Below are 22,735 nucleotides of genomic sequence, written 5' to 3' on the forward strand. Positions count from 1 at the left end.
CCGCCGGATCCATTCCAGGAATAACGGCACAAACCGTCATTCCTGGAGCGCCCCTTCGAACGATGGGGCAGACAAGTAAAACCTGCCTGCCCCGCTCGTTGAACCACCTGAATCCAGCCTGTTACTTGATATGGCAAGTCAGGCAGATTTCGCTACCGGCAACCGGCACACGCATGAAGAGTTCTGCGCTGGAGTGCGGATCGTGGCAGCTTGCGCACTCAACGTACGGCTGGTAGTTACCGGCCGCGATCGTACGGGTGTACAGCTGGATGTCGTTCTTGTCGCGTGCGGAGTTCGCAGACGCGCCCGACTTCGGCTCAACGAACCATACCGGCGCGCTGTTGATCGACGCCTGATTCACAGTACGGAACTCCTTGTCAGCAAACGCGGTGTTCGCAACAGTGGTCGCGCTCGAGCTGTAGGTGAAGCCGCCAGCGTAACGAATGCCGATCGGGTGGTCATTCTGCAGGCTCTTGTTGTCACCCAGGAGGTTGGCGATGCCGGTCAGCTTGCCGTCGGTGTTACGACCATTGGCAGCCCAGTCGCCGGCAGCCTTACCGGTCGCGAGGTTACCCGAACCAGGCGTATTCGACATCGTGTTCATTGCTTGGGTACCGTCGTGGCACGACAAGCAGGCGAGCGAGATCGAACCAACGGAAACACCTGCGCCCTGCTCTGCATCCATGGACGTCGAGGCGTTGACCGAGCCGTACGTGGAGTACGACGTCGCGGTGGCGAGGGTACGCTGCCAGAGCGGTGCTTCTGCGGATGCCGCACCGTGCGGCGTGTGGCAGAACACGCAAACCTGCGTCGTTGCGCCATCGCCCGTCATATAGTTGACGCGCGTCGATCCGGGCGTGTTGGCGCCAGGAGCGGTTGCGGACAGATTGTGCTTGGTATCAACAACCTGAGCGCTTGCAGTTTGAACAAGAGCAGCAGCTCCGATAACAACGATCGCTGCGTACTTGGCACGTTGAACTACCTGCGCCAGCCCCTTTCCGAGTTTGTTTCCCATGATTATTACCCGCCTTTCTTTTATTAGACCGAGAGGAGATTCCCGAAAAAAACATTAAATGCAATCAACATCTAGCAAGAGCCGGGCCAGCCTGCAAATTGACCCGGATCAGGCGCCCAATTTCGCTGCGGAAGCGGTTTGGCAGCCTTGAATGCCACCTTGACCACAGCGAATCGAGCGAACTTTCTCTGCCCTCTCACTCTCAATACAGGGTTTGGCCTACCTGCTCATCCCTCTATCGCCATACCCTGCTTCACCGCCCTATTTCCACATTCCCACAAACCGGAAATTCTTCCTACGCACAAGAAATTCGGCGGGATATATGGGTCGAGATCAATTCCGCATCAACCGCCGGCCGCGCCCTTGGCAGCTGGCGCGGCTTTCTTCGCGGCGAAGCCACCGTTCGGGTCCAGCTTGGCGGGACGATAGATGTCCAGCTTCTGAAAAAACTGGTCGACCATATAGATGCGGCCATCGCCATCAATCGCGATTCCGGAGGGAAGCATGTATTTGGCCGGCTTGTCCTGTTCGGAACGGCTGCCGACGGCCAGCAGCAGCTGGCCGGACGTATTGAAGATTTGGAAATTCCCGAACGCAGCGTCCACGATATAGACATTGCCATCCGGATCGATCGCCGCTTCCTTGGGCCGCGAGAACTGACCCGACTGGCGTCCGATGGAACCGAAGACGCGAACGAAGGTGCCGTCCGGCTTGAAGACCTGGACGCGGAAATTGCCGCCGTCAACGACGTACAGCAAGCCGTCCGTCCCGATGGTGACGTCACGCGGCAGGTTGAACTGACCTTCGCCCGTACCGCGCTTTCCGATATCGAACAAATGCTTGTTCTCCGCGACGTCGAACACCATCACGCGGTGCTTCTCGTTCGTCACGGCGCCCGTGTCGACCACGTACATCCGCGCGCCTTCGTTATCGACGGCGATGCCCGACGGACGCGAGAGCCGAGAACCGGCGGCAAGCGTTTTGACGAACTTGCCATCCTTGTCATACATCTGCACTTGCTTGGCCGCGGCATCGACGACGTAGACGTTGCCCTTTCCGTCGGTATCAATACCGAGCGGCATACCCAGCGCGCCATCCCCGCTCTCGCCGAAGCGGAACGTGCGCTGCTGCGGGATATCGAAGGCAATGACCGACCGGGCTCCGGAATCGGTCACGAACACGCGGCCATGGTATACAGCAACGCCGTAGGGCTTGGTCATGCCATCCCCGGACTCCACCTCGCCGGTCAGCATGCGCTTCATGTCGGAGCTCTTGCCCTCCTTCGTGACGTCGGCCGTGGAGTAGATCGAGCGCTCGAAATAGAAGCGTGGCTCGTCAGGAGGCGGCGGGAAGACCGGCAGTTGCGCGTCTTCACGTTTGACAGGCGCGCCGCAGGCAGCAACCATCAAGACAGCAGCTATCTGGACAGCAGCCAGCAGCCCTTTGCGAGAAACCAGCGATTTCATGCTCATCGTTGCATCCTTCAATGAAAACGTCCCGACGGGGACCGAGTGCAAGTTGCGGAATCGAATCTGGCTAGCAAGCAACGTACCATCCTGCTTCCAGCAGGAAAAGGGTGAGGACGAATTTACAACAGGCATCATTCTTGCTCCTGAGGCACACCGTTCCTTCGATATATAGTGCTGCGGTCGACCACAGCGCCTTGCAATCAACAGACATGACAAAACACACCATGCTCGCCGGACAGACCCTTCTCAGCGCAACCAGCCTGCTCATCCTCGGCCTCACAAGCATGTCGCCGGCCGTCGCCGCAGCGCCCGGAGACAAGGGACACAAAGCGATGTCGCCGGCGGCGATCTATCACAACTACTGCTCCGTCTGCCACGGCGACCGCGGCGACGGCAATAGTCGCGCAAAGGGCAGCATGGTCCCGCCGCCGAAGGATTTCACGAACCCTGGCGTCGCCTACGCGCTCACCCGCGAACAGATGGTCAATGCGGTCGCCAACGGCAAGTCGGGCACGGCGATGACCCCATGGAAGTCGCAACTCACGCAGAAGGAAATCGAAGGCGTGGTCGACTACGTCCGCAACACCTTCATGCCGGCCGCCACCTCGGATTCGAACAACCGCGGCCGTAAGATCTACGCGGAATACTGCTCCGTCTGCCACGGCGAGCGTGGCAACGGCAAGAGCCGCGCCTCCGGCAGCCTCATGCCGCCGCCGCGCGACTTCACCAACGCCGCGGCGAAAGCCGAACTGTCGCGCGAGCGCATGATCAAATCGGTCACCTACGGCCGACCGGAGACCGCGATGGTGGGCTGGAAGTCGCAGCTCAGCGAGAAGGACATCCTGGCCGTGGTTGATTACGTCCGCACCGGATTCATGGAATCATCGAACGTGTCCGATATCTCAGGCACAACCTCTGGCAATCGCGGGCATCTGCCGGCGACGCAAGCCCCTGCACCGCAGGTCGCCGCGGCAGCACCGGCACCGGCCGCAAAACCGGCAGCGCCGGTCAACATGAATGCCCCGATGCCCAAGAGCCTCAAGGGCGACGCTGCCAAGGGCGCGGCCTTCTATATGAGCAACTGCTCTACCTGCCATGGCGCCACCGGCGATGGACGGGGACCGCGCGCGTACTTCATCAATCCGAAGCCGCGCAACTTCCAGCACGACGCTTCGCGCGCCGAACTCAGCCGCCCGGCCATCTTCAAGGCGGTCACAGAAGGCAAGCTCGGCACCGAAATGCCGGCATGGGGCAAGGTGATGACCGACCAGGAAATCGCGGACGTGACAGAATTCGTGTTCACGCGCTTCATCAAGTCGACCGACACTGCGAAGGCATCGAAGTAAAGAATGAAATTTCTGGCATTGCTTGGGCTGCTGCTGTCGCTGGCAGCCTGCTCCGACCGGCCCGCGCCACAAGGCGCGGCAACGGCAGCGAGCGAGCCCGCACCGAGGGCTGAAGTCCTGGAGCTCGGCCGCAAGGTCTACAACTTCCGTTGCTATTTCTGCCACGGTTATTCCGGCGATGCCAAGACACTCGCCAGCACCTATCTGTCGCCTCGCCCGCGGGATTTCACCAAGGTCTCGCCGGCGGAGCTCAGCCGCGAAAGGATGCTGGAGACGATCACCCACGGCCGTCCCGGCACGGCGATGAAAAGCTTTGCCGACATCCTCCCGCCGCACGAAATTGCCGCCGTCACCGACTTTGTCCGCCAGGAGTTCATGATTTCCAAGGCGCGCAACACGGCCTACCACACCAAGGAAAACGGCTGGCCCGACCATGAGCGCTACGCCCCGGCCTTCCCGTTCGCCACCGGCCAGGTCACCCTGGACACACCGGCGGACAAGCTGACGCCGGAACAGCGCGCCGGACGCAAGCTCTTCATGACGGCCTGCATCAGCTGCCACGACCGGGCGAAAGTCAACAATGAAGGCATTCCCTGGGATTCGCGCGCGCTGTCCTATCCGCGCATGGGCTTCCAGCCGGGCGACTGGCCGCCGAAGCAGGTGGACGGCGTCGCAAGCGCGACGCCCTACCACATCCACGACCGCGTACCGAAGATTGCCGGCCTGACGGCCAAGGAAAAGAAAGGCGAAGGACTGTACCAGCAGAACTGCGCCTTCTGTCACGCCGCCGACGGCACGGGCCGCAACTGGATCGGCACTTTCCTCGAGCCGCATCCGCGCGACCTCACGGCGCCGGAGTTCATGTCCGCGATGACCACCGAACGCCTCGCCGGCGTCATCAAGGAGGGCCTGCCCAATACGTCGATGCCAGCCTGGAAGTCCGTCCTCTCCGACAACGACATCGAAGCCCTCATCGCGTATATCGCGCGCGCCTTCCATCCTGTCGGCAAAAGCCAGCCGCAACCCGCCACCGCACAAAAGCCCTGAGCGCCGGGCGGCACGTTTTGCCGCCCATTCTTTCCAGCAATTGGAAATATTCGGGAGGGCTGATTACCATTTTCGGGAAACGCTTGATCCAGGGAAGGAAAGTTTCGCCGGCTCCCGACGTTTCCATGGGGCAATGCATTTGGCATATTTATTGCATTAAGGCAATCGCAGAGTACCCGCTTTGCACTACCCCCTTTTTGCTTTGAACCCCTAGGAGAAGATATGAAACTGAGTTTTGTCGGTACCGCTGTTGCCGCTGGTCTGCTGGTCATCGCTGGTCAATCCTTTGCCGCCGACGGCAAGGCCGTTTATGACGCCACCTGCGCAGCATGCCACGCTACCGGCGCCGCCGGCGCACCGAAGCTTGGCGACAAGGCAGCCTGGGCACCGCGCATCGCTACCGGTAACGCTGCACTGAACGCCGCTGCCCTCAAGGGCAAGGGCGTGATGCCTGCCAAGGGCGGCAACAGCGGCCTGTCCGACGCTGACGTGACCGCAGCCGTTGCATACATGGTTGCCCAGTCGAAGTAATTCGGCTTCGAGGAAAGCGCCTGGCGCTTTCCTCCTCCACCGGGCAGGCGCCCGTCCTTTTGCGAACCGGCATTGAGACCGCAGTGCCGATCCGCAAAAGCACCAAGCAGCCGCACGCAGCGCCACACACCATGGGAACCACCATGCGCAAGCTGATCGTTTCGAATCTCCTCCTGATCATGTTCCTGGTGGGCGCGGCATCGGGCTTTTTCATGAGCAACATCGGCTGGTGGGGCTTGTACCAGGGTGAAAAGGACCTCGAACTGCTCTACCGCAGCAGCGGCTCCGTGATCAGGGACGTCTCCGAAGTCGAGCGCCTGATGCTGCGCTGCCAGGCCGTGTTCGTCGATGCCCTGAAAAAGCAGCAACTCACCGGCGCGGACAAGCAAACCCTCCACCATGTCGATACCGACCTCGACGCGCTGCTGTCGCGCCTCCAGCGGGATTCGAAACACAGCGAGCACTGGGCGCATGTCGCCCATCTGCACTCGCGCGTGATTTCCAGCCGTCAGCATGCGATGACCCTGATGGCGACCGACCCCTCGGAAGCCTACCGCTTCCACACCCACACCACCCTGCCGCTCTACAACCAACTGATTTCGACACTGCATCAATTCACCCCCGAGGCGATCCAGGCCGAGCAGCAGGCGTACGACAAGGCCGTGTCCGACAACCGCATGGCGCGCAGCACCTTGCTGGCGATGTCCCTTCTTGCAACAGTCTTCTTCTGCGTGACCGCCTGGCTGACCTATCGCGAATCAATGGAAAGACGGCGCCAGTCGGCGGAGCTCGACCGCGAGCACACGCTGTTCCGCACCCTGTTCGAGGCCAGCAATGACGGCGTGCTCCTGATCAACAAAGGACGCGTCACCGACGTCAACCGCGCGGCAATCAAGCTCTTCGCATTGCCGCTCGCGCCGGTCGAGTCCGACGTTGAGCTGGAACGGCTCCAGCCCGCGCACCAGCCCGACGGTACGGCGTCCGGGCCGGCATTGCGCGATCGCCTGGAACGCAGCCTCAAATCGGGATCGCAGCGCTTTGAATGGCACTTCAAGTCGGCCGACGGCCGTGAATTCCCCGCCGAACTGGCGATCGATGTCGCCCTCCTCGGCGAACGGACCACCGTCCAGCTGACGATTCGAGACATCACCCAGCGAAAGAGCGCCGAAACATCAATGCGGCTGGCCAACCAGGCCTTCGAAAACTCGCTCGAAGGCATCGCCATTACCGATGCCAACGGCGACATCCTGACGGTCAACAGCGCGTTTACCGTCATCACCGGCTATCAGCGCGATGAAGTGCTCGGACGCAATCCGCGCCTGCTCAGCTCGGGCCGGCAGTCGCGCGAGTTCTACGACGACATGTGGCGTTCGATCCACGAGACGGGAAAGTGGCAGGGCGAGATCTGGAACATCCGCAAGAACGGCGACATCTATCCGCAATGGCTCAATATCAGCCGGGTCCTCGACGACAACGGACATGTCTGCAACTATGTCGGCGTGTTCAGCGATATTTCCGAGCGCAAGTCGGCCGAGGAACGCATCCTCCACCAGGTTTACTACGACCAGTTGACCGACCTGCCCAACCGCGTGCTGTTCACCGACCGCCTGAACCAGGTGCTCGGCATGGCAAAGCGCCACAAGGATTATCACTTTGCGGTGATGTTCCTCGACCTCGACCGCTTCAAGCTCATCAATGACAGCATGGGACATGACGCCGGCGACCAGTTGCTGCAGCAGGCCGCTCACCGGCTGCGCGGCAGCGTGCGCGAATCGGATACCGTGGCGCGCATGGGCGGCGACGAGTTCACCATCGTGCTGTCGGAGATCGCCGACGGCAAGGACGCGGGCAACGTCGCGCAAAAGATCCTCGATGCCTTCCGTCCGCCCTTCTCGCTGAACGGCGAAGAAGTGTTCGTGTCCGTCAGCATCGGCATCAGCGTCTATCCGGAAGACGGCAGCAATATCGAGATCCTGCTCAAGAATGCCGACATGGCGATGTATCGGGCCAAGGGTGCCGGCGGGTCCTGGTTCGAGCTGTACGACGAAGGTTTGGGCAACGCGGCCAGCCAGCGCCTGACGATGGAAACGGCGCTGCACAAGGCGCTGGAGCGCGACGAGCTGGAACTGCATTACCAGCCGCAGTTCGAGTGCGACAGCGGCAAGCTGATCGGCTTCGAGGCCCTGCTGCGCTGGCGTCATCCCGAGCGCGGCCTGCTGGGCCCGGATGCCTTCCTCGGGATTGCGGAGGAAACCGGACTCATCGTCCCGATTGGCGACTGGGTCCTGCACACGGCGTGCGCCCAGGCACAACAATGGCGACGGGACTTCCCGGGCCACCGCCTGATGGCGGTGAACCTGTCCGGCCGGCAGTTCCAGTGCGCGGACCTGGCGAAACAGGTATCGGCGGCCCTGCAGCAAAGCGGCCTGCCCCACTTCTGCCTTGAGCTGGAAATTACCGAAACAGTGGTCATGCAGAACCTCGAGACGAGCATTGCGATCATGCATCAGCTCGCCGAGCTCGGCGTACAATTCTCGATCGATGATTTCGGCACAGGACACTCGTCGCTGGCGTACCTGAAGAAGTTGCCGATCCATGCGCTCAAGATCGACCGCACTTTCGTGCGTGATCTGCCGACGGATCAGGACGACGCCGCCATTGTCGGCGCCATCGTGGCCATGTCCAACAAGCTGGGCCTGCGCGTGGTCGCCGAGGGTATCGAGGATAAATCGCAGTTCCATCTGTTGAAGCAGTACCGCGGCATCGTCGGCCAGGGATATCTTCTCGGCCGGCCGGTTCCCGCTGACAAAGCGACGAAACTGATCGCTGAGGGAAAACCCAAGGCGGTTCCCGTTTAAACCGCCGGCGTGCAGCCCCGCCCTTGCTGCCCCGGCACCTCACATCTGGCCTGTTTGTTGCTTGACAACAAGGCTTCTTCCTGCGCGCACCTTGGCTGCCGCACATGAACACCGATCTCGAACCCGTTCCAACCGAAAGACCTGCTGCATGAAGTAATTCCCTAACGAACTACAAGAACAAGGATAAAAAGAACCATGGCTAAGCTTGAGAGACTGCTGCAACTGAACATTGCAAAAAAACTGTGGCTGCTGGCTGCATGCGCGACACTGGGCGTCGTCATCCTGACGGCGATCTTCCTCCTGTCCGAGCGCAAGCTGATTACCAGCGAACGAGAGGCCAGCGTGCGCCAGACGGTGGAGGCGGCCCACGGGATCGTGGCCCGATTCCATGAGCAGGCCGCCAAAGGCATGATGAGCGAAGATGACGCCAAGCAGATGGCGATGGACACCATCCGGACGCTGCGCTACAGCGGCAAGGAATACTTCTGGATCAACGACATGCATCCGCGCATGGTCATGCATCCGTTCAAGCCGGAACTGGACGGCGCCGATCTCACGACAAACAAGGACCCGACGGGCAAGTTCCTGTTCCAGGAAATGGTCAAAGTCGTCAAGGCCGACGGCGCCGGCTTCGTGCCATATATGTGGAACAAGCCGGGCAGCGATGAACTTGGCAACAAGATCTCCTACGTGAAAGGCTTTGCTCCCTGGGGCTGGGTGATCGGTTCGGGCATTTACATGGACGCGGTGCAGGAAACCTTCGTCAGCCGGCTCATCGCCTTCTCCGCTGGCGCCCTGCTCCTGGCCGGCATCCTCCTGGCCGTCTGCGTGCTGATCGCCCGCAGCATCACGCGGCCGCTCGAGCGCGCCGTCGCCATTGCCAACACCGTCGCGTCCGGCGACCTCACCAGCACGATCGAAGTCAAGACCACCGATGAAACCGGGCAGTTGCTGCGCGCCCTGCGCGAGATGAACGACGGCCTGCTCGGCATCGTCAGCCAGGTTCGCCAGGGTACCGACACGATTGCGGCCGCGTCCGGACAGATTGCCGACGCCAACCTCGATCTCGCGGCACGCACCGAAGAGGAAGCGAGCTCATTGCAGGAAACCGCATCGGCCATGGAAGAGCTGACCAGCGCCGTCAAGCAGAACGCGGACCACGCCAGCCAGGCGAATCAGCTGGCGGTATCCGCGTCCCAGGTCGCCGTCAAGGGCGGCGACGTCGTCACGCAAGTGGTCGGCACGATGGGTTCGATCAACGACTCGGCACGCAAGATCGTCGACATCATCGCCGTCATCGACGGTATCGCCTTCCAGACCAACATCCTCGCGCTCAATGCCGCGGTCGAGGCGGCCCGCGCCGGCGAACAGGGCAAGGGCTTCGCGGTGGTGGCGGCCGAGGTGCGGCAACTGGCCCAGCGTTCGGCATCGGCGGCACGCGAAATCAAGGACCTGATCTCCGACTCGGTCGACAAGATCGACCATGGCGCACGCCTGGTGGACCAGGCCGGCGAGACCATGAACGAGATCGTTGCCAGCGTCAAGCGCGTGACGGACATCATGAGCGAGATCACCACGGCCAGCCAGGAACAAAGCTCGGGCATCGAGCAGGTGAACCGGGCGATCGCGCAGATGGATGAAGTCACCCAGCGCAACGCCGCCTTGGTCGAGGAAGAGGCGTCGACAGCCGAATCCCTCCAGAACCAGGCGGCAAAGCTGGCACAGATGGTCAGCGTGTTCCGGCTACGCGAAACGGCTGATGGACAGCCGGGGGCAAACGGCAATGTTGTTGCCATTCCGGTCCGGGCGGAACCGCCAAGGCTGGCCGCATGAACAGGATGATGTACTTGCTGGCAGGCATGAACTATGCTTGAGGAACACCGGCTTTTTGCATGAACAACGATAGGGAGGGTCGTTCCGTGAACTATTGGAGGAACGGCCGGAAATGGAACAGCCGCCCCTGCCCTTCCGGGCCTGGGGCCCATGCTGTCGGCATCGGAGCCTGAAAGAATGAATGGAATAGTCAATGCTCTGATGGGCCAGACCAGGGACGAGGCAAAACTCGGCCTTCGGCTGCGCATGTTCACGATCCTGTCATTTGTCCTGTCGATGCTGGTCGGCCTGGCTTTCTTCCTGCTGTATTCGCATCTCCATGTCGAACGCCAGCAAAAGGAAGCAGAAGTCATTGCGGCCAACCATGCGTCGGCGCTGCAGGAACGCCTCAACCATTGCCTTTCCAGCACCTACGCCCTCGCCTCGATCCTCCGCCATGGAAACGGGTCGATCGACAATTTCGACGCGCTGGCCAGCGAAATGCTGAAAATGTATGGCGGCATCAGCAGTCTCCAGCTGGCCAAGGGCGGCGTCGTTTCCCATGTCGTTCCCTTTGTTGGGAATGCGCAGGTTATCGGCCATGACCTGCTGAAGGACCCGAACCGCAACAAGGAAGCCTTTCTCGCCGTCCAGTCCCGCAAGCTGACCCTGGCGGGCCCGGTCGAACTCCTCCAGGGCGGCCAGGCCGTCATCGGCCGCTTGCCGATCTTCCTGCGCGAAACCGAAGACAAGGAACAATTCTGGGGATTTGCCACCAGCGTGATCGGCGTGCAGGAGCTGATCGAGCGCAGCGGCCTGTCCGAACTCGCCAAGGCCGGCTATGAATACGAACTGGCCCAGGTGCGCGGCGCCGACGGCGAGCTGCGCGTCTTCGCGCGCTCGGGCACTTCCCGGTTCGCTGACCCGGTGGTACGCGAACTCGACGTCCCGAACAGCAAGTGGCTGATCCGCATCGCACCGGCCGAAGGCTGGCTGGAGCCCACCCTGACCTGGCTCCTGATCGGCGGCGCCATTCTGCTGAGCACCGTCGTGGCGATGTTCACCCACGCCACCTTCAAGCAGCCGCTGCTGCTGCGCCGCGAAGTTGCGGAGCGCACCCAGGACCTGGCCCAGGCAAACCGCACCCTGACCGCCGAAGTCGCGGAACGCGAACGCACCCAGCACGCGCTTGCCCACATCAACCGGCTCTACAGCGTGCTCAGCCATACCAATGCCGCCATCGTCCGGATTACGGACCGCGACAAGCTGCTCGACGAGATCTGCCACGTCGCGGTCGAACTCGGCGGCTTCCCGCTGGCCCGCATCGCCCTGATCGACCCGGTGACCGGCGGATGGCAATGGACCGCGAAATGCGGACAGGACGTAGGGCTGCCCGAGTGCGAAGAAACCATCCATGCCTGCCTGTCCACCAAGTTCAACACACTGGACGGCGCGATTTTCAAGGTGTGCAGCAGCGTCGTGCAGGAACACGCCCACTGGTCTGCCATGTGCCCGCAGTCGCAGGCGGCCGGCTTTCAGTCGCATGTCTTCCTGCAGTTGCGCGCCGGCGGAAAGGTGGTCGGCATGTTCAGCCTGTATGCGCGGGAAGCGGACTATTTCGACGAAGCACAGCTGCGCCTGCTGGAAGAAATGACCGAGGACGTCTCGTTTGCATTGGAGAATATCGAGCGCGAGGCGCAGCGCAAGAAGACCGAGGACAACCTGCGCAAGCTGTCGCGCGCCGTGGAGCAAAGCGCGAACGCCGTCATGATCACCGACCGCTTCGGCATCATCGAATACGTCAATCCCTGGTTCTCCAAGATCACCGGCTACAGCCCGGCCGAAGTGATCGGCAAGACGCCGCGCGTGCTCAAGTCGGGTGAAACCCATCCGGAAACCTACAAGCGCCTGTGGGAAACCATCTCGTCCGGCAAGGAATGGACCGGCGAGCTGCACAACACCAAGAAGAACGGCGAAATGTACTGGTGCCTGGAATGCATCTCGCCGCTGAAGGATGAACAGGGCACCATCACCCACTTCGTCGCCGTCACGGAAGACATCAGCGAGCGCAAGCAGACGGAACAGACCATCCGCCACCTCGCCTTCCACGATCCGCTGACCGGCCTGCCCAACCGGCGCCTGTTCAACGACCGCTTGCACCAGGCCGCCGCGATGCGCCATCGCAAGGACAACGCCTTTGCGCTGATGCTGCTGGACCTGGACCGATTCAAGACGGTCAACGATACGCTCGGGCACGAGGTCGGCGATGCGCTGCTCAAGGCCGTGGCCGCGCGCCTGCTCAACGGTACGCGCCAGGGCGACACGCTTGCACGCATGGGCGGCGATGAATTCGCCCTCATTGCACTCGAGGTGCAGCAGCCCGAAGACATGGCGCGCATGGCGGAAAAGCTGCTCGACGTGCTCAAGGAACCCTTCCATCTCTTCGGCCACGAACTGTATGTGACGACCTCCATTGGCGTGACGCTGTACCCGAACGATGCCGCCGACGCCGAAGCGCTGATCAAGAACGCCGACATTGCCCTGTACCGCGCGAAGGACCTGGGACGCAACAACTTCCAGTTCTTTACCGACGACATGAACGCGGCGATGATGCATCGCCTGCGGCTGGAGAGCGCGATGCGCTGGGCAGTTGAGCGCAACGAGTTCATGCTGCAGTACCAGCCCCAGGTCGATGTCGTCACCGGTTGCATCCATGGCACGGAAGCACTGATCCGCTGGCGACATCCGGAATTCGGCATGATCTCGCCCGCGCAATTCATCCCGCTGGCGGAAGAAACCGGCATGATCGTGCAGATCGGCGAATGGATCCTGAGAACGGCCTGTGCGCAAGCCAAGGCGTGGCAGCAGGCCGGCATGCCGATGCGCGTGGCCGTGAACCTGTCGGCACGCCAGTTCCACCAGGGCGACCTGGCGGAAACGATTGCCGACATCCTGCGCGATCTCGCGCTTCCGCCTGACCTTCTCGAGGTGGAGCTGACCGAAGGCATCCTGATGGAAGACACGTCGCAGACGGCCGCCATCCTGGAAAAGCTGCACAAGATGGGCGTGCAGATTTCGATCGACGATTTCGGTACCGGCTACTCGTCGCTGGCCTACCTGAAGCGGCTGCCGATCCAGATTTTGAAGATCGACCAGTCGTTCGTGCGCGACATCCATACCGACCCGGACGATCGCGCAATCGTGACCGCGGTGATCGCCCTGGCGCACAGCATGAAACTCAAGGTGGTCGCGGAAGGTGTGGAAACGCAGGAGCAACTGGCCTTCCTGAAGGAATACGCGTGCGACATGATGCAGGGCTACCTGTTCAGCCGGCCGGTGAGCGGCGACGAGGTGCTGGCGCTGCTCACGACCGACACGCGCCTGCAGGCCTGAGGACTGCCCCATCCGCAATCGATCCCTGAACGCCGGCAATGATCCCGATCCATCCTGTCACGCAAGACGCCCTCTGCACGCCCGAGTGGATGCACCTTAACCACCTGTTGTCCTATTGCACCCGGACACTGGCGGCCGGCGGCCGTTCGTCTCCGGACACGGATGACGGCACGGACAGCAAGCGCTGCAACCGCAAGGATTGCCTGTTCAGTGCAACACGACGCTAGTCCTCCTCCCGCCCGCCACCCGGCACAGTGGCGCTGGTCGGTCCGCACGCTGCTCGCCCTGCTGGTGATTGCCTGCCTGGTTCCAGGCATGATCGGCGCCACGGCACTGTATCTGCATGATTACTACAGCGGCCGTCGGCAGCTGGAAAACGACACCCTCCATACCGCTCGCGCGCTGTCGCAGACGGTCGACGCCTGCCTGCTCGGCGCCCGCGTGGCCGCGCAATCGCTCTCCACGTCCGGTGCCCTGGCACGCCACGATCTCGCCGCGTTCCATGCGCGCGCACGCGCCATGCTCGATGTCGTACAACCTGGAATGAATTTCGTCCTCAGCGACAGGACTGGCCAGCAGCTTGTCAACACCCTGCGGCCGCTCAATACCCCCCTGCCCCGTCACGGCAAGCCTGACCAGATCACCAAAGTGCTTGCCACCGGCAAGCCGGTCATCTCCGACCTGTTCGTCGGCGGCGTCATCGGGCGCCATGTCATCAGCGTGGATGTGCCGGTCTTCGTCGAGGGCAAGGTGGCGTACGTGCTGAGCGTCGGCATCCAGCCCCAGGATTTCGAGGCCATCCTGCGTCGGCAATCCCTGCCGTCGTCGTGGGTCGCCGCCGTCTTCGACACCACGGGCACGATCGTCGCGCGCACGCACGCGCCGGAGCAGTTCGTCGGACAGAAGGGAACCGCCGAGTACATCCGCCGCATGACCGAAACGCGCGAAGGGGCGATGAACACGACAACCCGCGAAGGAATCCCGGTCTTTTCCGTGTTCAGCCGCTCTCCCGCGACGGGCTGGAGCGTAGGCATCGGCATTCCGCGCGAAGACCTGGAAGCGGAATTCAACAACACCCTGGTGCGTCTCGCATCCGGCATCGCCGGTCTTTTTGCCATTGGACTGGGGCTCGCCGCGCTGACCGGAGAACGCATTGCCGGATCGATCCGGGCGCTCACCAAGCCGGCGCTCGCGCTCGGCGCAGGCGAGACACTATCCATCCCGCCGCTCCATATCCGCGAAGCCGAGGAGGTCGCCACCGCGCTGGAATCCGCTGCCCTGCTGCTGGCAAAACGCACGGCGGAGCGTGACCAGGCACGGGATGAACTTGGACAAACCGAGGTATTCAAGGAAATGTTCAACGCCGTGGCGGCAGTCGAGCTGCTGGTGGACCCGGACGACGGATGCATCGTCGACGCCAATCCCGCCGCCGCCGAATTCTACGGCTACCCGCTTGAGCAGCTGCGCCGGATGAAGGCGTCCGACATCAATCCGCAGCCGCCGGAGATCCTGCAGGCGCGCCTGGAAAAAGGCCGCAACGGACCGCCCGCGCAGTGCCAGGTGACACACCGCCTGGCCGACGGAGGCCTCCGCACCGTGGAACTGCACGCAGGCCCGGTCCGCTTGCAGAACCGCACATTGATCCTTGCCATCATCCATGACGTCACCGAGCGCGTTCGGGACGAACGCCGCCTGGCGGAAGTCCGCGCGGAGCTGGAGGAGCAAGGCCGGCGTCTCGCCGTCGAGCGCGACCGCGCCGAGGACGCCAACCGGGCCAAGAGCGAGTTCCTGGCGAACATGAGTCATGAGATCCGCACGCCGATGAATGCGATTCTCGGCCTGGCGCGCCTGCTCAAGGATGAAGCGCTGGATGCCCAGAGCGGCGACTACGTCGACAAGATAGCCGTTTCCGCGCGCTCCCTGCTTGGCATCCTGAACGACATCCTCGATTTTTCCAAAATCGAGGCCGGCCGTCTCGACCTCGAACAGGCGCCGTTCTCACTCGACGAGGTGCTCGGCAACATCTCCACCATCGTCCTGCCGCAAGCGCGCGACAAGGGGATCGACGTGCGCGTCGAGGTTGGCAGCGATGTCCCGCGCCTGCTCGTCGGGGACACGATGCGTCTGCAGCAGGTACTGCTCAACCTCGCCAGCAATGCGGTCAAGTTCACCGAGCGCGGCCGCGTGGACATCGCCGTGCATCGCCTGCCCCCTGCGGACGAGGAGATCGCACTTGAATTTTCGGTGCGCGATACCGGAATCGGCATCGCGCCGGAGCACCAGGATCGCTTGTTCCAGGCCTTCTCGCAGGCCGACAGTTCGACCAGCCGCCGTTATGGCGGCACCGGCCTCGGTCTGGCGATCTGCAGCCGCCTGGTCGCCCTGATGGGTGGAGCCATTTCCTTCTCCAGCGAGCAGGGCGAAGGAAGCGATTTCCGCTTCACGGCACGCTTCGGACTGGCGTCGGGCGCGGTTGCACTCCCGCGACCGCAACCTGTGCATCCCGAACCGCTCGCGGGACGTCTTGCCGGCATGCGTCTCCTGCTCGCGGAAGACAACGAGCTTAACCGGAAGGTGGCTTGCACGTTCCTGCGCAAGGCGGGTGCGCAGGTTGAAGTCGCCGCCGACGGCAGCAAGGCGGTCGACGCCCTGCGGCAGGACGCGACGCGATTCCACGCGGTGCTGATGGACATCCAGATGCCGGTCATGGACGGCTACGAGGCCGCGCAGGCCATCCGCGGCGAACTCGGACTTGCCGACCTGCCGATCATTGCGATGACAGCCAATGCGATGTCCGAAGACCGTGAAAAATCGCGGCGCGCCGGAATGAATGCGCATATTTCCAAGCCCATCGAAGTGGAAGTAATGATCGACACGCTGCTGGCGCACGTCCCAGGCTTCCATGCAGCGGCGGCGGACACTCCAGCTCTGGCGGCTCCCTGCGCCGGATTGCCCGCCGACCTTCCGGGCATCGATGCACGCAACGCGCTCAAGCTGCTCGACGGCGACGCGCCATTCTGGATCTCCCTTCTCCGTCAATTCGCCGCGACTTACGAAACGGCGCCGCGTGAACTACGGCACCTGTTCGATGCCGGGATGGATGTCGAAGCATCCGCCCTGGCGCACAAGGTGTGCGGCGTGTCGGCGAACCTGGGCGTCATCGAGGTTGCCAGGCTGTCGTCCATGCTGGAATCCGCACTGACGCAAGGTTCGCGGAATGCTGTGCCGGACATGCTCGACGCGCTGGACGCGGCCATGACGGTCGCGCTGGAATCAGTCGCCGATTTGTGCGGCTAAGCGGGATCAGTGGTCGATGATGCGACGCCGTGTCCCCGTTGCCCCCGCGAAGGCGCTGACCTGTGCCCGGATCTTTACAACTTGAGTTAAAAGGCGGGTGGCTACGGTCGATTTGCCTCATCAAGTAGCCCGTCGTTCCCGTGAATACGGGAACCCATGCTGCGTTTGCATGGATCACCTCACTATGGGTTCCCGCCTTCGCGGGAACGACGGGGAGATGGCGGAGAGAAGTCATACGGGAGCGCCCGCATGCGTTCGACGCTACAGCGGCATGATCTTCAAGCCGTCAAAAAAGGCGCCATCGCCGCCGTACACCGTCCGCAACCGTTACGTCGAACGATCCGGCAGCACGGGCGCCTTCCCATTCAACTCAACCATTCGCCAGACGGCGCGGTTCCGGCTGCGCGTCCCGTCCCGAGAGGCGCGGCGACGCCGCCCGCAACGGGGTCACGACGGCGCCGGGACGCGGCGCTTCATTGCCGAACTTGAACACATTGATCAGTCCGGCAAGGTTGCCGGCCTCCTCCTGCATGCTTTCCGCGGCCGCGGCGGCCTGCTCCACCAGTTGCGCATTCTGCTGGGTCACCTCGTTCATCTCGGCGATCGCGCGGTTGACCTGGTCAATGCCGGTGCTCTGCTCCCTGCTGGCCGCCGTGATCTCGCCCATGATGTCGGTCACGCGCTTGACGCTCGCGACAATCTCGTCCATCGTCGCGCCGGCCTGATCCACCAGGCGGCTGCCGATATCGACTTTCTCCACCGAGTCGCCGATCAGCGCCTTGATTTCCTTGGCGGCGGCGGAACTGCGTTGCGCAAGGTTGCGCACCTCGGTCGCCACTACGGCGAATCCCTTGCCCTGCTCCCCTGCCCTCGCCGCCTCGACGGCGGCATTGAGCGCGAGGATATTGGTCTGGAAGGCGATGCCGTCGATGACGCCGATGATATCGACGATCTTCTTCGATGAATCGTTGATCGACCCCATGGTCTCGATTACCTGCGTCACCACGGAGCCGCCCTTGATCGCGACCTCGGACGCCGACGCCGCGAGCTGGTTCGCCTGCCGTGCGCTGTCGGCATTCTGGTCGACGGTGTCGGTCAGGTGTTTCATCGTGGAGGCGGTATCGGCCAGGGCCCGCGCCTGCATGTCGGTACGTGACGACAGGTCGAAATTGCCGGCCGCCACCTGCCCCGACGCCGCAGCGATCGTGTGCGCCCCCGTGCGCACCTGCTCGACCGTGCGCGAGAGGCTGGCGTTCATGTCCTTGAGCGCCTGCATCAGCTGGCCGGTTTCATTGCGGTTGCGCACCTCGATCTGCGTCGACAGGTCGCCCGCCGCGACCGATTGCGCGACCCGAATTGCATGTCCCATCGGGCGGGTGATGCTGCGCGACACGAAATAGCAGATGACGAGCAGCACGCCCATCGTGATGAAGGCGAAGATCAGGAAGCTGAACGAGCGCTTCACCACCATGGAATTGATCTTGTCGAGGTAGACGCCCGAGCCGACGACCCATCCCCAGGGGGCAAAACCCTTCACGTACGACACCTTTTCGACATCGACGTCGCTGCCCGGCATCGGCCACATGTAGAACACGAATCCCGACTCGCTCTTCTTCACCGTGTCGACGAACTCCATGAACAGGAGCTTGCCCTTGGGATCCTTGTTCTGCGACAGGTCCTTGCCATCCAGGTCGGGCTTGATCGGATGCATGACCATTTTCGGTTGCATGTCATTGATCCAGAAATACTCGCCGTCGCCATAGCGGAAGGCCTTGATGGTCGCCATCGCATTGCGCTTCGCATCGTCTTCGCTCATGACGCCTTTGGCTGCCAGGCTGTGGTTGTAGACCAGGATGTTGTGCGCGGCTTCGACCGCCTGGCGCACGCTGGCCTTGCGCTCTTCCAGCACAAGCGCGCGCTCGGTGACGACAAAGAACGCAATCAGCGAAAGGATGCCCAGCGCCGCGGTTGCGGCAAGCACGCCAAGCTTCTTGCCGATGGTGAAAGTCATGTTGCTAAACATTGTCCCCTCCTTGTTTTATGCTGCGCGGCCGTGGATTCTTGACGCCTCCGGCATACGAGAAAAGCGGCTCGCAGGGGCAAAAAATATTGCCCATGGACAAGTTATGGGTATTTGCTTACGGCTGGATTACGGAAAAATCGGTTTCCGTAGGGCAATTTGATTCAGGTTAGGAAAACGGCGGTTCGTGATGCCAAACAGGCATCCTGAGCCGCCTATCGTCCCGGGCCTCGCTCAAGGAATCCTGAAGACACCGTTAAGAAAACCTTAAGCTCGCGCCGCGACCATGGCAACACCGACACCAAGGAGTTGCCATGTCACGAATCATTTTCCTTCTTCTCTCCATCTCGTCCGCGGCGTGGTCCACCACGCAGGCGGCGACGCCACCCGAGCTGTTAGGCACTTACGCAGACCTGGCCAAGGCTCAGGGAGTCCCTGCGCGCGGCCAAGCCTTCTTCACCGCGCGGCATGGGCGTGACTGGAGCTGCGCCTCCTGCCACGGAGCAGTTCCGACCCAGGAGGGCAAGCATGCATCGACCGGCAAGCCGATCCGCGCGCTCGCTCCGGCTTTCAATCCGGAACGCTTTACCGACCCGGCCAAGGTCGAGAAGTGGTTCCGCCGTAACTGCAACGATGTCGTCGGCCGCGAATGCAATCCCGCCGAGAAGGCCGACGTACTGGCCTGGCTGCTCACCCTCAAGCCCTAAGGAGAATGTCCATGCGCTTCCGTTTCCCTGCCTTGCTCTGCCTTGTCGCACTGCATGTGCTTCCCGGCGCCGCACGCGCCGACGATAAAGCCCAGGCTCGGGTGCCGCTTTTGCCCGCTTACAAGCAGGAATGCGGCTCCTGCCACACGCCCTATCCGCCCGGCATGCTGCCGGCCGGATCCTGGCAACGCCTGATGAACAAGCTCGGACAGCATTACGGTACCGATGCCTCTCTCGACGACGCCACGCAAAAGCAGATCGGCACCTGGCTGGCGGCCAATGCCGGCACCTACAAGCGTGTGCGCGAGGAGCCACCACAGGACCGGATCACGAAGTCAGCCTGGTTCATCCGCAAGCATGACGAAGTCCCGTCCGCCGCCTGGACGCGCGCGGCAGTAAAGACGCCGGCCAATTGCGGTGCCTGTCATCCCAACGCCTCTGAAGGAGCATTCAATGAACACGATGTCCGCATCCCGCGCTGAAACGGCGCATGACACCGCTGGCCAGGTCCTGGTCTGGGACCTGCCCGTGCGGATATTCCACTGGCTACTGGCGCTGAGTTTCGCCGGCGCCTTCCTGACGGCGGAGAGCGAGCGCTGGCGACTGGTCCACGTCACCCTTGGCTACACCGTTGCCGGCCTGGTCGTGTTCCGCCTGCTGTGGGGTCTCGTCGGCAGCCGCCATGCGCGTTTCACCAGCTTCGTGCGTGGTCCGAGAGCGGCCGCACGTTACCTCGGTTCGCTCATCAGCGGCCGGCCGGAACACCACGCCGGACACAATCCCGCCGGGGCGCTGGCCATCGTCGCGCTGCTGGCGCTGGCGCTGGCGATTACGGCCTCAGGCTGGGCGACCTACAGCGACATCGGGGGCGAATGGTTTGAAGAACTGCACGAAGGTGCGGCAAATGCCATGCTGACACTGGTGGCCGTGCATATCGCCGCAGTCGTGCTCAGCAGTGTCCTGCACCGCGAAAACCTGGTGCGCGCGATGGTTGACGGCCGCAAGCGCGGGACGCCGGCGGACGCCATTCGCAGTCCACGGGCACTGCCCGGCGTGCTGCTGCTGGCCGCCGTGCTCGGTTTCTGGTGGCTGCAATGGAGCGAAGCACCGGTCGCCGATATCACGCCGGTCGCCGCTGTCAAGCATGACGGCCAGCATCACGACGACGACTGAGCACGGCATGAGACAATTGGCACCATGCGTATCCTGCTCGCGGAAGACGACCTGCTGCTGGGGGACGGCCTGAAGGCCGGCCTTCAGCAATTGGGCTTTCAGGTCGACTGGGTGCGCGACGGCGAAGCCGCCGAACGCGAACTGCGCGGCCAACCCTACGCCGCCGCCGTGCTTGACCTCGGCCTGCCGCGCAAGGATGGGCTCGATGCGCTGTCGGCTGTCCGCCGCGCGCGGGTAACGACACCGGTTCTGGTGCTGACCGCGCGCGACGCCATCCCCGACCGCATTCGCGGCCTCGATACCGGCGCTGACGATTACGTGGTCAAGCCGATTGACCTGCATGAACTCGCTGCCCGACTGCGTGCGCTGGTGCGTCGCGCCCATGGCCAGCCGCAGGAGATCCTGTCGGCGCAGGGCATAGTGCTCGACCCTGCATCCCGCACCGTTCGCAAGGACAGCCTGCCGGTCGCGCTCTCCACCCGCGAATTCGACCTGCTGCAGACCTTCCTTCTCAACGCCGGCCACGTACTCACCCGCGAGCAGCTGGAACAGCACCTCTACAGCTGGGGACAGGAGGTCGATAGCAACGCTGTCGAAGTGCACGTCCACAACCTGCGCCGCAAACTCGGCAGCGGACTGATCCAGACAGTCCGTGGCGTCGGCTACATCCTGCTGCGCGAGGCGCCACGGTGACGCTGCGGCTGCCGCGATCGCTCCAGGGACGGCTGGTGCTGCTGGTGCTGTCGGCCGTCCTCGTCGTCTGGCTGGGCGCGGCGGCACTGACCTGGCGGGACGTCAGCCATGAGCTCGACGAATTGCTCGACAGCCACCTCGCGCAAGCCGCAGCACTGCTCGTCGTGCAACAGGCGAAAGCGCTGCAGGATGACGACCACACCATCGACACGCCGCTCCTGCACCGCTATGCGCCGCGCGTGGCCTTCCAGGTCTTCCACGAAGGACAGCTCGTCCTGCGATCTGCCAATGCGCCCCAGAGCCCCATGTCGTCCACGCGCAAGTCCAGCCGGTTCGCGACGGTGAATATCGACGGCAACGACTGGCGCGTGTTCGCGACCTACGGCGCCGAGCGCGACGTCCAGGTGTATGTGGGCGAACAGATGACATCGCGCATGTCCATCCTGTGGGCGGTATTGCGCAGCACGATGTGGCCGATGGCACTCGCCCTGCCTCTGCTGGCGCTGGCAGTCTGGTGGTCGGTCTTCCGCGGGGTCTCGCCACTACGCCGTCTCGGCCGCGCGCTCGCCAGCCGCCGCCCCGACATGCTGGACGCCGTGCGGGTCGACGGTGCGCCCTCCGAGATGCTGCCGATGGTGGAAGCGCTGAATGCGCTGTTCGGCCGCATCGCCGCGCTGCTTGAGTCCGAGCGCCGCTTCACGGCGGATGCCGCGCACGAACTGCGCACGCCGATCGCCGCGATCCGGGCCCAGGCGCAGGTTGCACTGGCTGAGACGGACGACACGATGCGCAGGTTGGCGCTGCAGAACACACTGCAGGGTTGCGACCGCGCGGCACACCTGGTGGAACAGTTGCTGACGCTGTCACGCATGGAAGCCGACGCAGCGCCGCCGATGAAGGAATTGGACCTGTCCGCGATAGCGAAACGCGTCGCGGCGACGGTAGCGCCGACAGCGCTTGCCAGGAACCAGGCACTCGAGCTCCATGCCCCCGCTCCTGTCACCATACGTGGCAATGAGGCACTGTTGACGGTGCTCGTGCGCAATCTGGTCGACAATGCGGTGCGCTACGCGCCGCCATCCGCGCGCATCCGGGTAGCACTTTCCGGCGGCGGCGGCCGCGCGACTTTGAGCGTGGAAGACAGCGGCCCCGGCATGTCCGATGACGACATCAAGCGGCTGGGCGACCGTTTTTTCCGCGTGCTGGGAAACAATGAGAGCGGCAGCGGGCTAGGCTGGTCGATTGTGCGGCGGATTGCTGCGGTCCACAGATTTGAAATCCAGGTCGACCGATCGATCGCGCTGGGTGGTCTGGCCGTCCGCGTCCTCGCGACGCGAGACTGTAGCGGTTCGGCCTGACAGACCAGTCCGGCGC

At 63.0% G+C, this 22,735-nt stretch carries 16 protein-coding genes; 13 read left to right on the top strand and 3 right to left on the bottom strand.

The window, feature by feature from the left end; all coding sequences use genetic code 11:
* Positions 1-121: 121 nt before the first annotated feature.
* On the bottom strand, positions 122-1,015 hold the full coding sequence (locus ACNOHI_RS22725) for a cytochrome c3 family protein (protein ID WP_420476999.1): 894 nt from the start codon (positions 1,013-1,015) through the stop codon (positions 122-124).
* A 344-nt stretch (positions 1,016-1,359) separates the two neighbouring features.
* Positions 1,360-2,487, bottom strand: coding sequence for a 6-bladed beta-propeller (locus tag ACNOHI_RS22730; protein WP_420477000.1), 1,128 nt, complete (start codon positions 2,485-2,487; stop codon positions 1,360-1,362).
* 206 nt (positions 2,488-2,693) lie between these two features.
* Here ACNOHI_RS22730 and ACNOHI_RS22735 point away from each other — a divergent pair, with 206 nt between their 5' ends.
* The 8 genes from ACNOHI_RS22735 to ACNOHI_RS22770 all read left to right on the top strand — a co-directional run bounded on the left by ACNOHI_RS22735 (position 2,694) and on the right by ACNOHI_RS22770 (position 16,768).
* Complete coding sequence (locus tag ACNOHI_RS22735) at positions 2,694-3,830, top strand: c-type cytochrome (RefSeq protein WP_420477001.1); 1,137 nt, start codon at positions 2,694-2,696, stop codon at positions 3,828-3,830.
* A gap of 3 nt (positions 3,831-3,833) precedes the next feature.
* On the top strand, positions 3,834-4,877 hold the full coding sequence (locus ACNOHI_RS22740) for a c-type cytochrome (RefSeq protein WP_420477002.1): 1,044 nt from the start codon (positions 3,834-3,836) through the stop codon (positions 4,875-4,877).
* 222 nt (positions 4,878-5,099) lie between these two features.
* Positions 5,100-5,408, top strand: a complete 309-nt coding sequence (locus ACNOHI_RS22745; protein WP_420477003.1) for a c-type cytochrome — start codon at positions 5,100-5,102, stop codon at positions 5,406-5,408.
* An 83-nt stretch (positions 5,409-5,491) separates the two neighbouring features.
* Positions 5,492-8,266 carry an EAL domain-containing protein gene (locus tag ACNOHI_RS22750; protein WP_420477004.1) on the top strand — a complete coding sequence of 925 codons (2,775 nt, stop codon included), beginning with the start codon at positions 5,492-5,494 and terminating at the stop codon, positions 8,264-8,266.
* A 195-nt stretch (positions 8,267-8,461) separates the two neighbouring features.
* Entirely contained in the window at positions 8,462-10,099 is a 1,638-nt protein-coding gene (locus ACNOHI_RS22755) for a methyl-accepting chemotaxis protein (RefSeq protein ID WP_420477005.1), read from the top strand.
* A 177-nt stretch (positions 10,100-10,276) separates the two neighbouring features.
* The gene (locus tag ACNOHI_RS22760) at positions 10,277-13,471 is read left to right on the top strand and encodes a bifunctional diguanylate cyclase/phosphodiesterase (protein WP_420477006.1); all 3,195 of its coding nucleotides are present in this window, start codon (positions 10,277-10,279) and stop codon (positions 13,469-13,471) included.
* A 38-nt stretch (positions 13,472-13,509) separates the two neighbouring features.
* Positions 13,510-13,698 carry a hypothetical protein gene (locus ACNOHI_RS22765; protein ID WP_420477007.1) on the top strand — a complete coding sequence of 63 codons (189 nt, stop codon included), beginning with the start codon at positions 13,510-13,512 and terminating at the stop codon, positions 13,696-13,698.
* On the top strand, positions 13,682-16,768 hold the full coding sequence (locus tag ACNOHI_RS22770) for an ATP-binding protein (protein ID WP_420477008.1): 3,087 nt from the start codon (positions 13,682-13,684) through the stop codon (positions 16,766-16,768). Before ACNOHI_RS22765 ends, ACNOHI_RS22770 begins: the two co-directional genes overlap by 17 nt.
* 370 nt (positions 16,769-17,138) lie before the next feature.
* Here the strand turns inward: ACNOHI_RS22770 and ACNOHI_RS22775 are convergent, their stop codons facing one another.
* A complete protein-coding gene (locus tag ACNOHI_RS22775) occupies positions 17,139-18,791 on the bottom strand; it encodes a methyl-accepting chemotaxis protein (protein WP_420477009.1) in 1,653 nt (550 codons plus the stop codon).
* A 311-nt stretch (positions 18,792-19,102) separates the two neighbouring features.
* On the opposite strand from ACNOHI_RS22775, the gene ACNOHI_RS22780 reads away from it, so the two are divergent.
* The 5 genes from ACNOHI_RS22780 to ACNOHI_RS22800 are packed head-to-tail and all read left to right on the top strand — an operon-like array spanning position 19,103 to position 22,719.
* Positions 19,103-19,495: a DUF1924 domain-containing protein gene (locus ACNOHI_RS22780; protein ID WP_420477010.1), complete on the top strand. Its 393-nt coding sequence runs from the start codon at positions 19,103-19,105 to the stop codon at positions 19,493-19,495.
* Positions 19,496-19,506: 11 nt separating this feature from the next.
* A complete protein-coding gene (locus ACNOHI_RS22785; RefSeq protein ID WP_420477011.1) occupies positions 19,507-19,977 on the top strand; it encodes a diheme cytochrome c in 471 nt (156 codons plus the stop codon).
* Positions 19,949-20,668 carry a cytochrome b/b6 domain-containing protein gene (locus ACNOHI_RS22790; protein ID WP_420477012.1) on the top strand — a complete coding sequence of 240 codons (720 nt, stop codon included), beginning with the start codon at positions 19,949-19,951 and terminating at the stop codon, positions 20,666-20,668. The genes ACNOHI_RS22785 and ACNOHI_RS22790 overlap by 29 nt, the downstream gene beginning before the upstream one ends.
* 24 nt (positions 20,669-20,692) lie before the next feature.
* Entirely contained in the window at positions 20,693-21,361 is a 669-nt protein-coding gene (locus tag ACNOHI_RS22795) for a response regulator (protein WP_420477013.1), read from the top strand.
* Between the two features lie 2 nt (positions 21,362-21,363).
* Positions 21,364-22,719 carry an ATP-binding protein gene (locus ACNOHI_RS22800; protein ID WP_420477056.1) on the top strand — a complete coding sequence of 452 codons (1,356 nt, stop codon included), beginning with the start codon at positions 21,364-21,366 and terminating at the stop codon, positions 22,717-22,719.
* The last annotated feature ends 16 nt before the right edge of the window (positions 22,720-22,735 follow it).

Source organism: Noviherbaspirillum sp. ST9 (assembly GCF_048799745.1).
Lineage (GTDB): Bacteria > Pseudomonadota > Gammaproteobacteria > Burkholderiales > Burkholderiaceae_D > Noviherbaspirillum.

Coding starts and splice junctions, on each gene's coding strand:
- ACNOHI_RS22780 (WP_420477010.1), top strand. CDS start 19,103: ATGTCACGAATCATTTTCCTTCTTCTCTCCATCTCGTCCGCGGCGTGG.
- ACNOHI_RS22730 (WP_420477000.1), bottom strand. CDS start 2,487: ATGAGCATGAAATCGCTGGTTTCTCGCAAAGGGCTGCTGGCTGCTGTC.
- ACNOHI_RS22790 (WP_420477012.1), top strand. CDS start 19,949: ATGAACACGATGTCCGCATCCCGCGCTGAAACGGCGCATGACACCGCT.
- ACNOHI_RS22745 (WP_420477003.1), top strand. CDS start 5,100: ATGAAACTGAGTTTTGTCGGTACCGCTGTTGCCGCTGGTCTGCTGGTC.
- ACNOHI_RS22725 (WP_420476999.1), bottom strand. CDS start 1,015: ATGGGAAACAAACTCGGAAAGGGGCTGGCGCAGGTAGTTCAACGTGCC.
- ACNOHI_RS22760 (WP_420477006.1), top strand. CDS start 10,277: ATGAATGGAATAGTCAATGCTCTGATGGGCCAGACCAGGGACGAGGCA.
- ACNOHI_RS22765 (WP_420477007.1), top strand. CDS start 13,510: ATGATCCCGATCCATCCTGTCACGCAAGACGCCCTCTGCACGCCCGAG.
- ACNOHI_RS22775 (WP_420477009.1), bottom strand. CDS start 18,791: ATGTTTAGCAACATGACTTTCACCATCGGCAAGAAGCTTGGCGTGCTT.
- ACNOHI_RS22785 (WP_420477011.1), top strand. CDS start 19,507: ATGCGCTTCCGTTTCCCTGCCTTGCTCTGCCTTGTCGCACTGCATGTG.
- ACNOHI_RS22740 (WP_420477002.1), top strand. CDS start 3,834: ATGAAATTTCTGGCATTGCTTGGGCTGCTGCTGTCGCTGGCAGCCTGC.
- ACNOHI_RS22795 (WP_420477013.1), top strand. CDS start 20,693: ATGCGTATCCTGCTCGCGGAAGACGACCTGCTGCTGGGGGACGGCCTG.
- ACNOHI_RS22735 (WP_420477001.1), top strand. CDS start 2,694: ATGACAAAACACACCATGCTCGCCGGACAGACCCTTCTCAGCGCAACC.
- ACNOHI_RS22755 (WP_420477005.1), top strand. CDS start 8,462: ATGGCTAAGCTTGAGAGACTGCTGCAACTGAACATTGCAAAAAAACTG.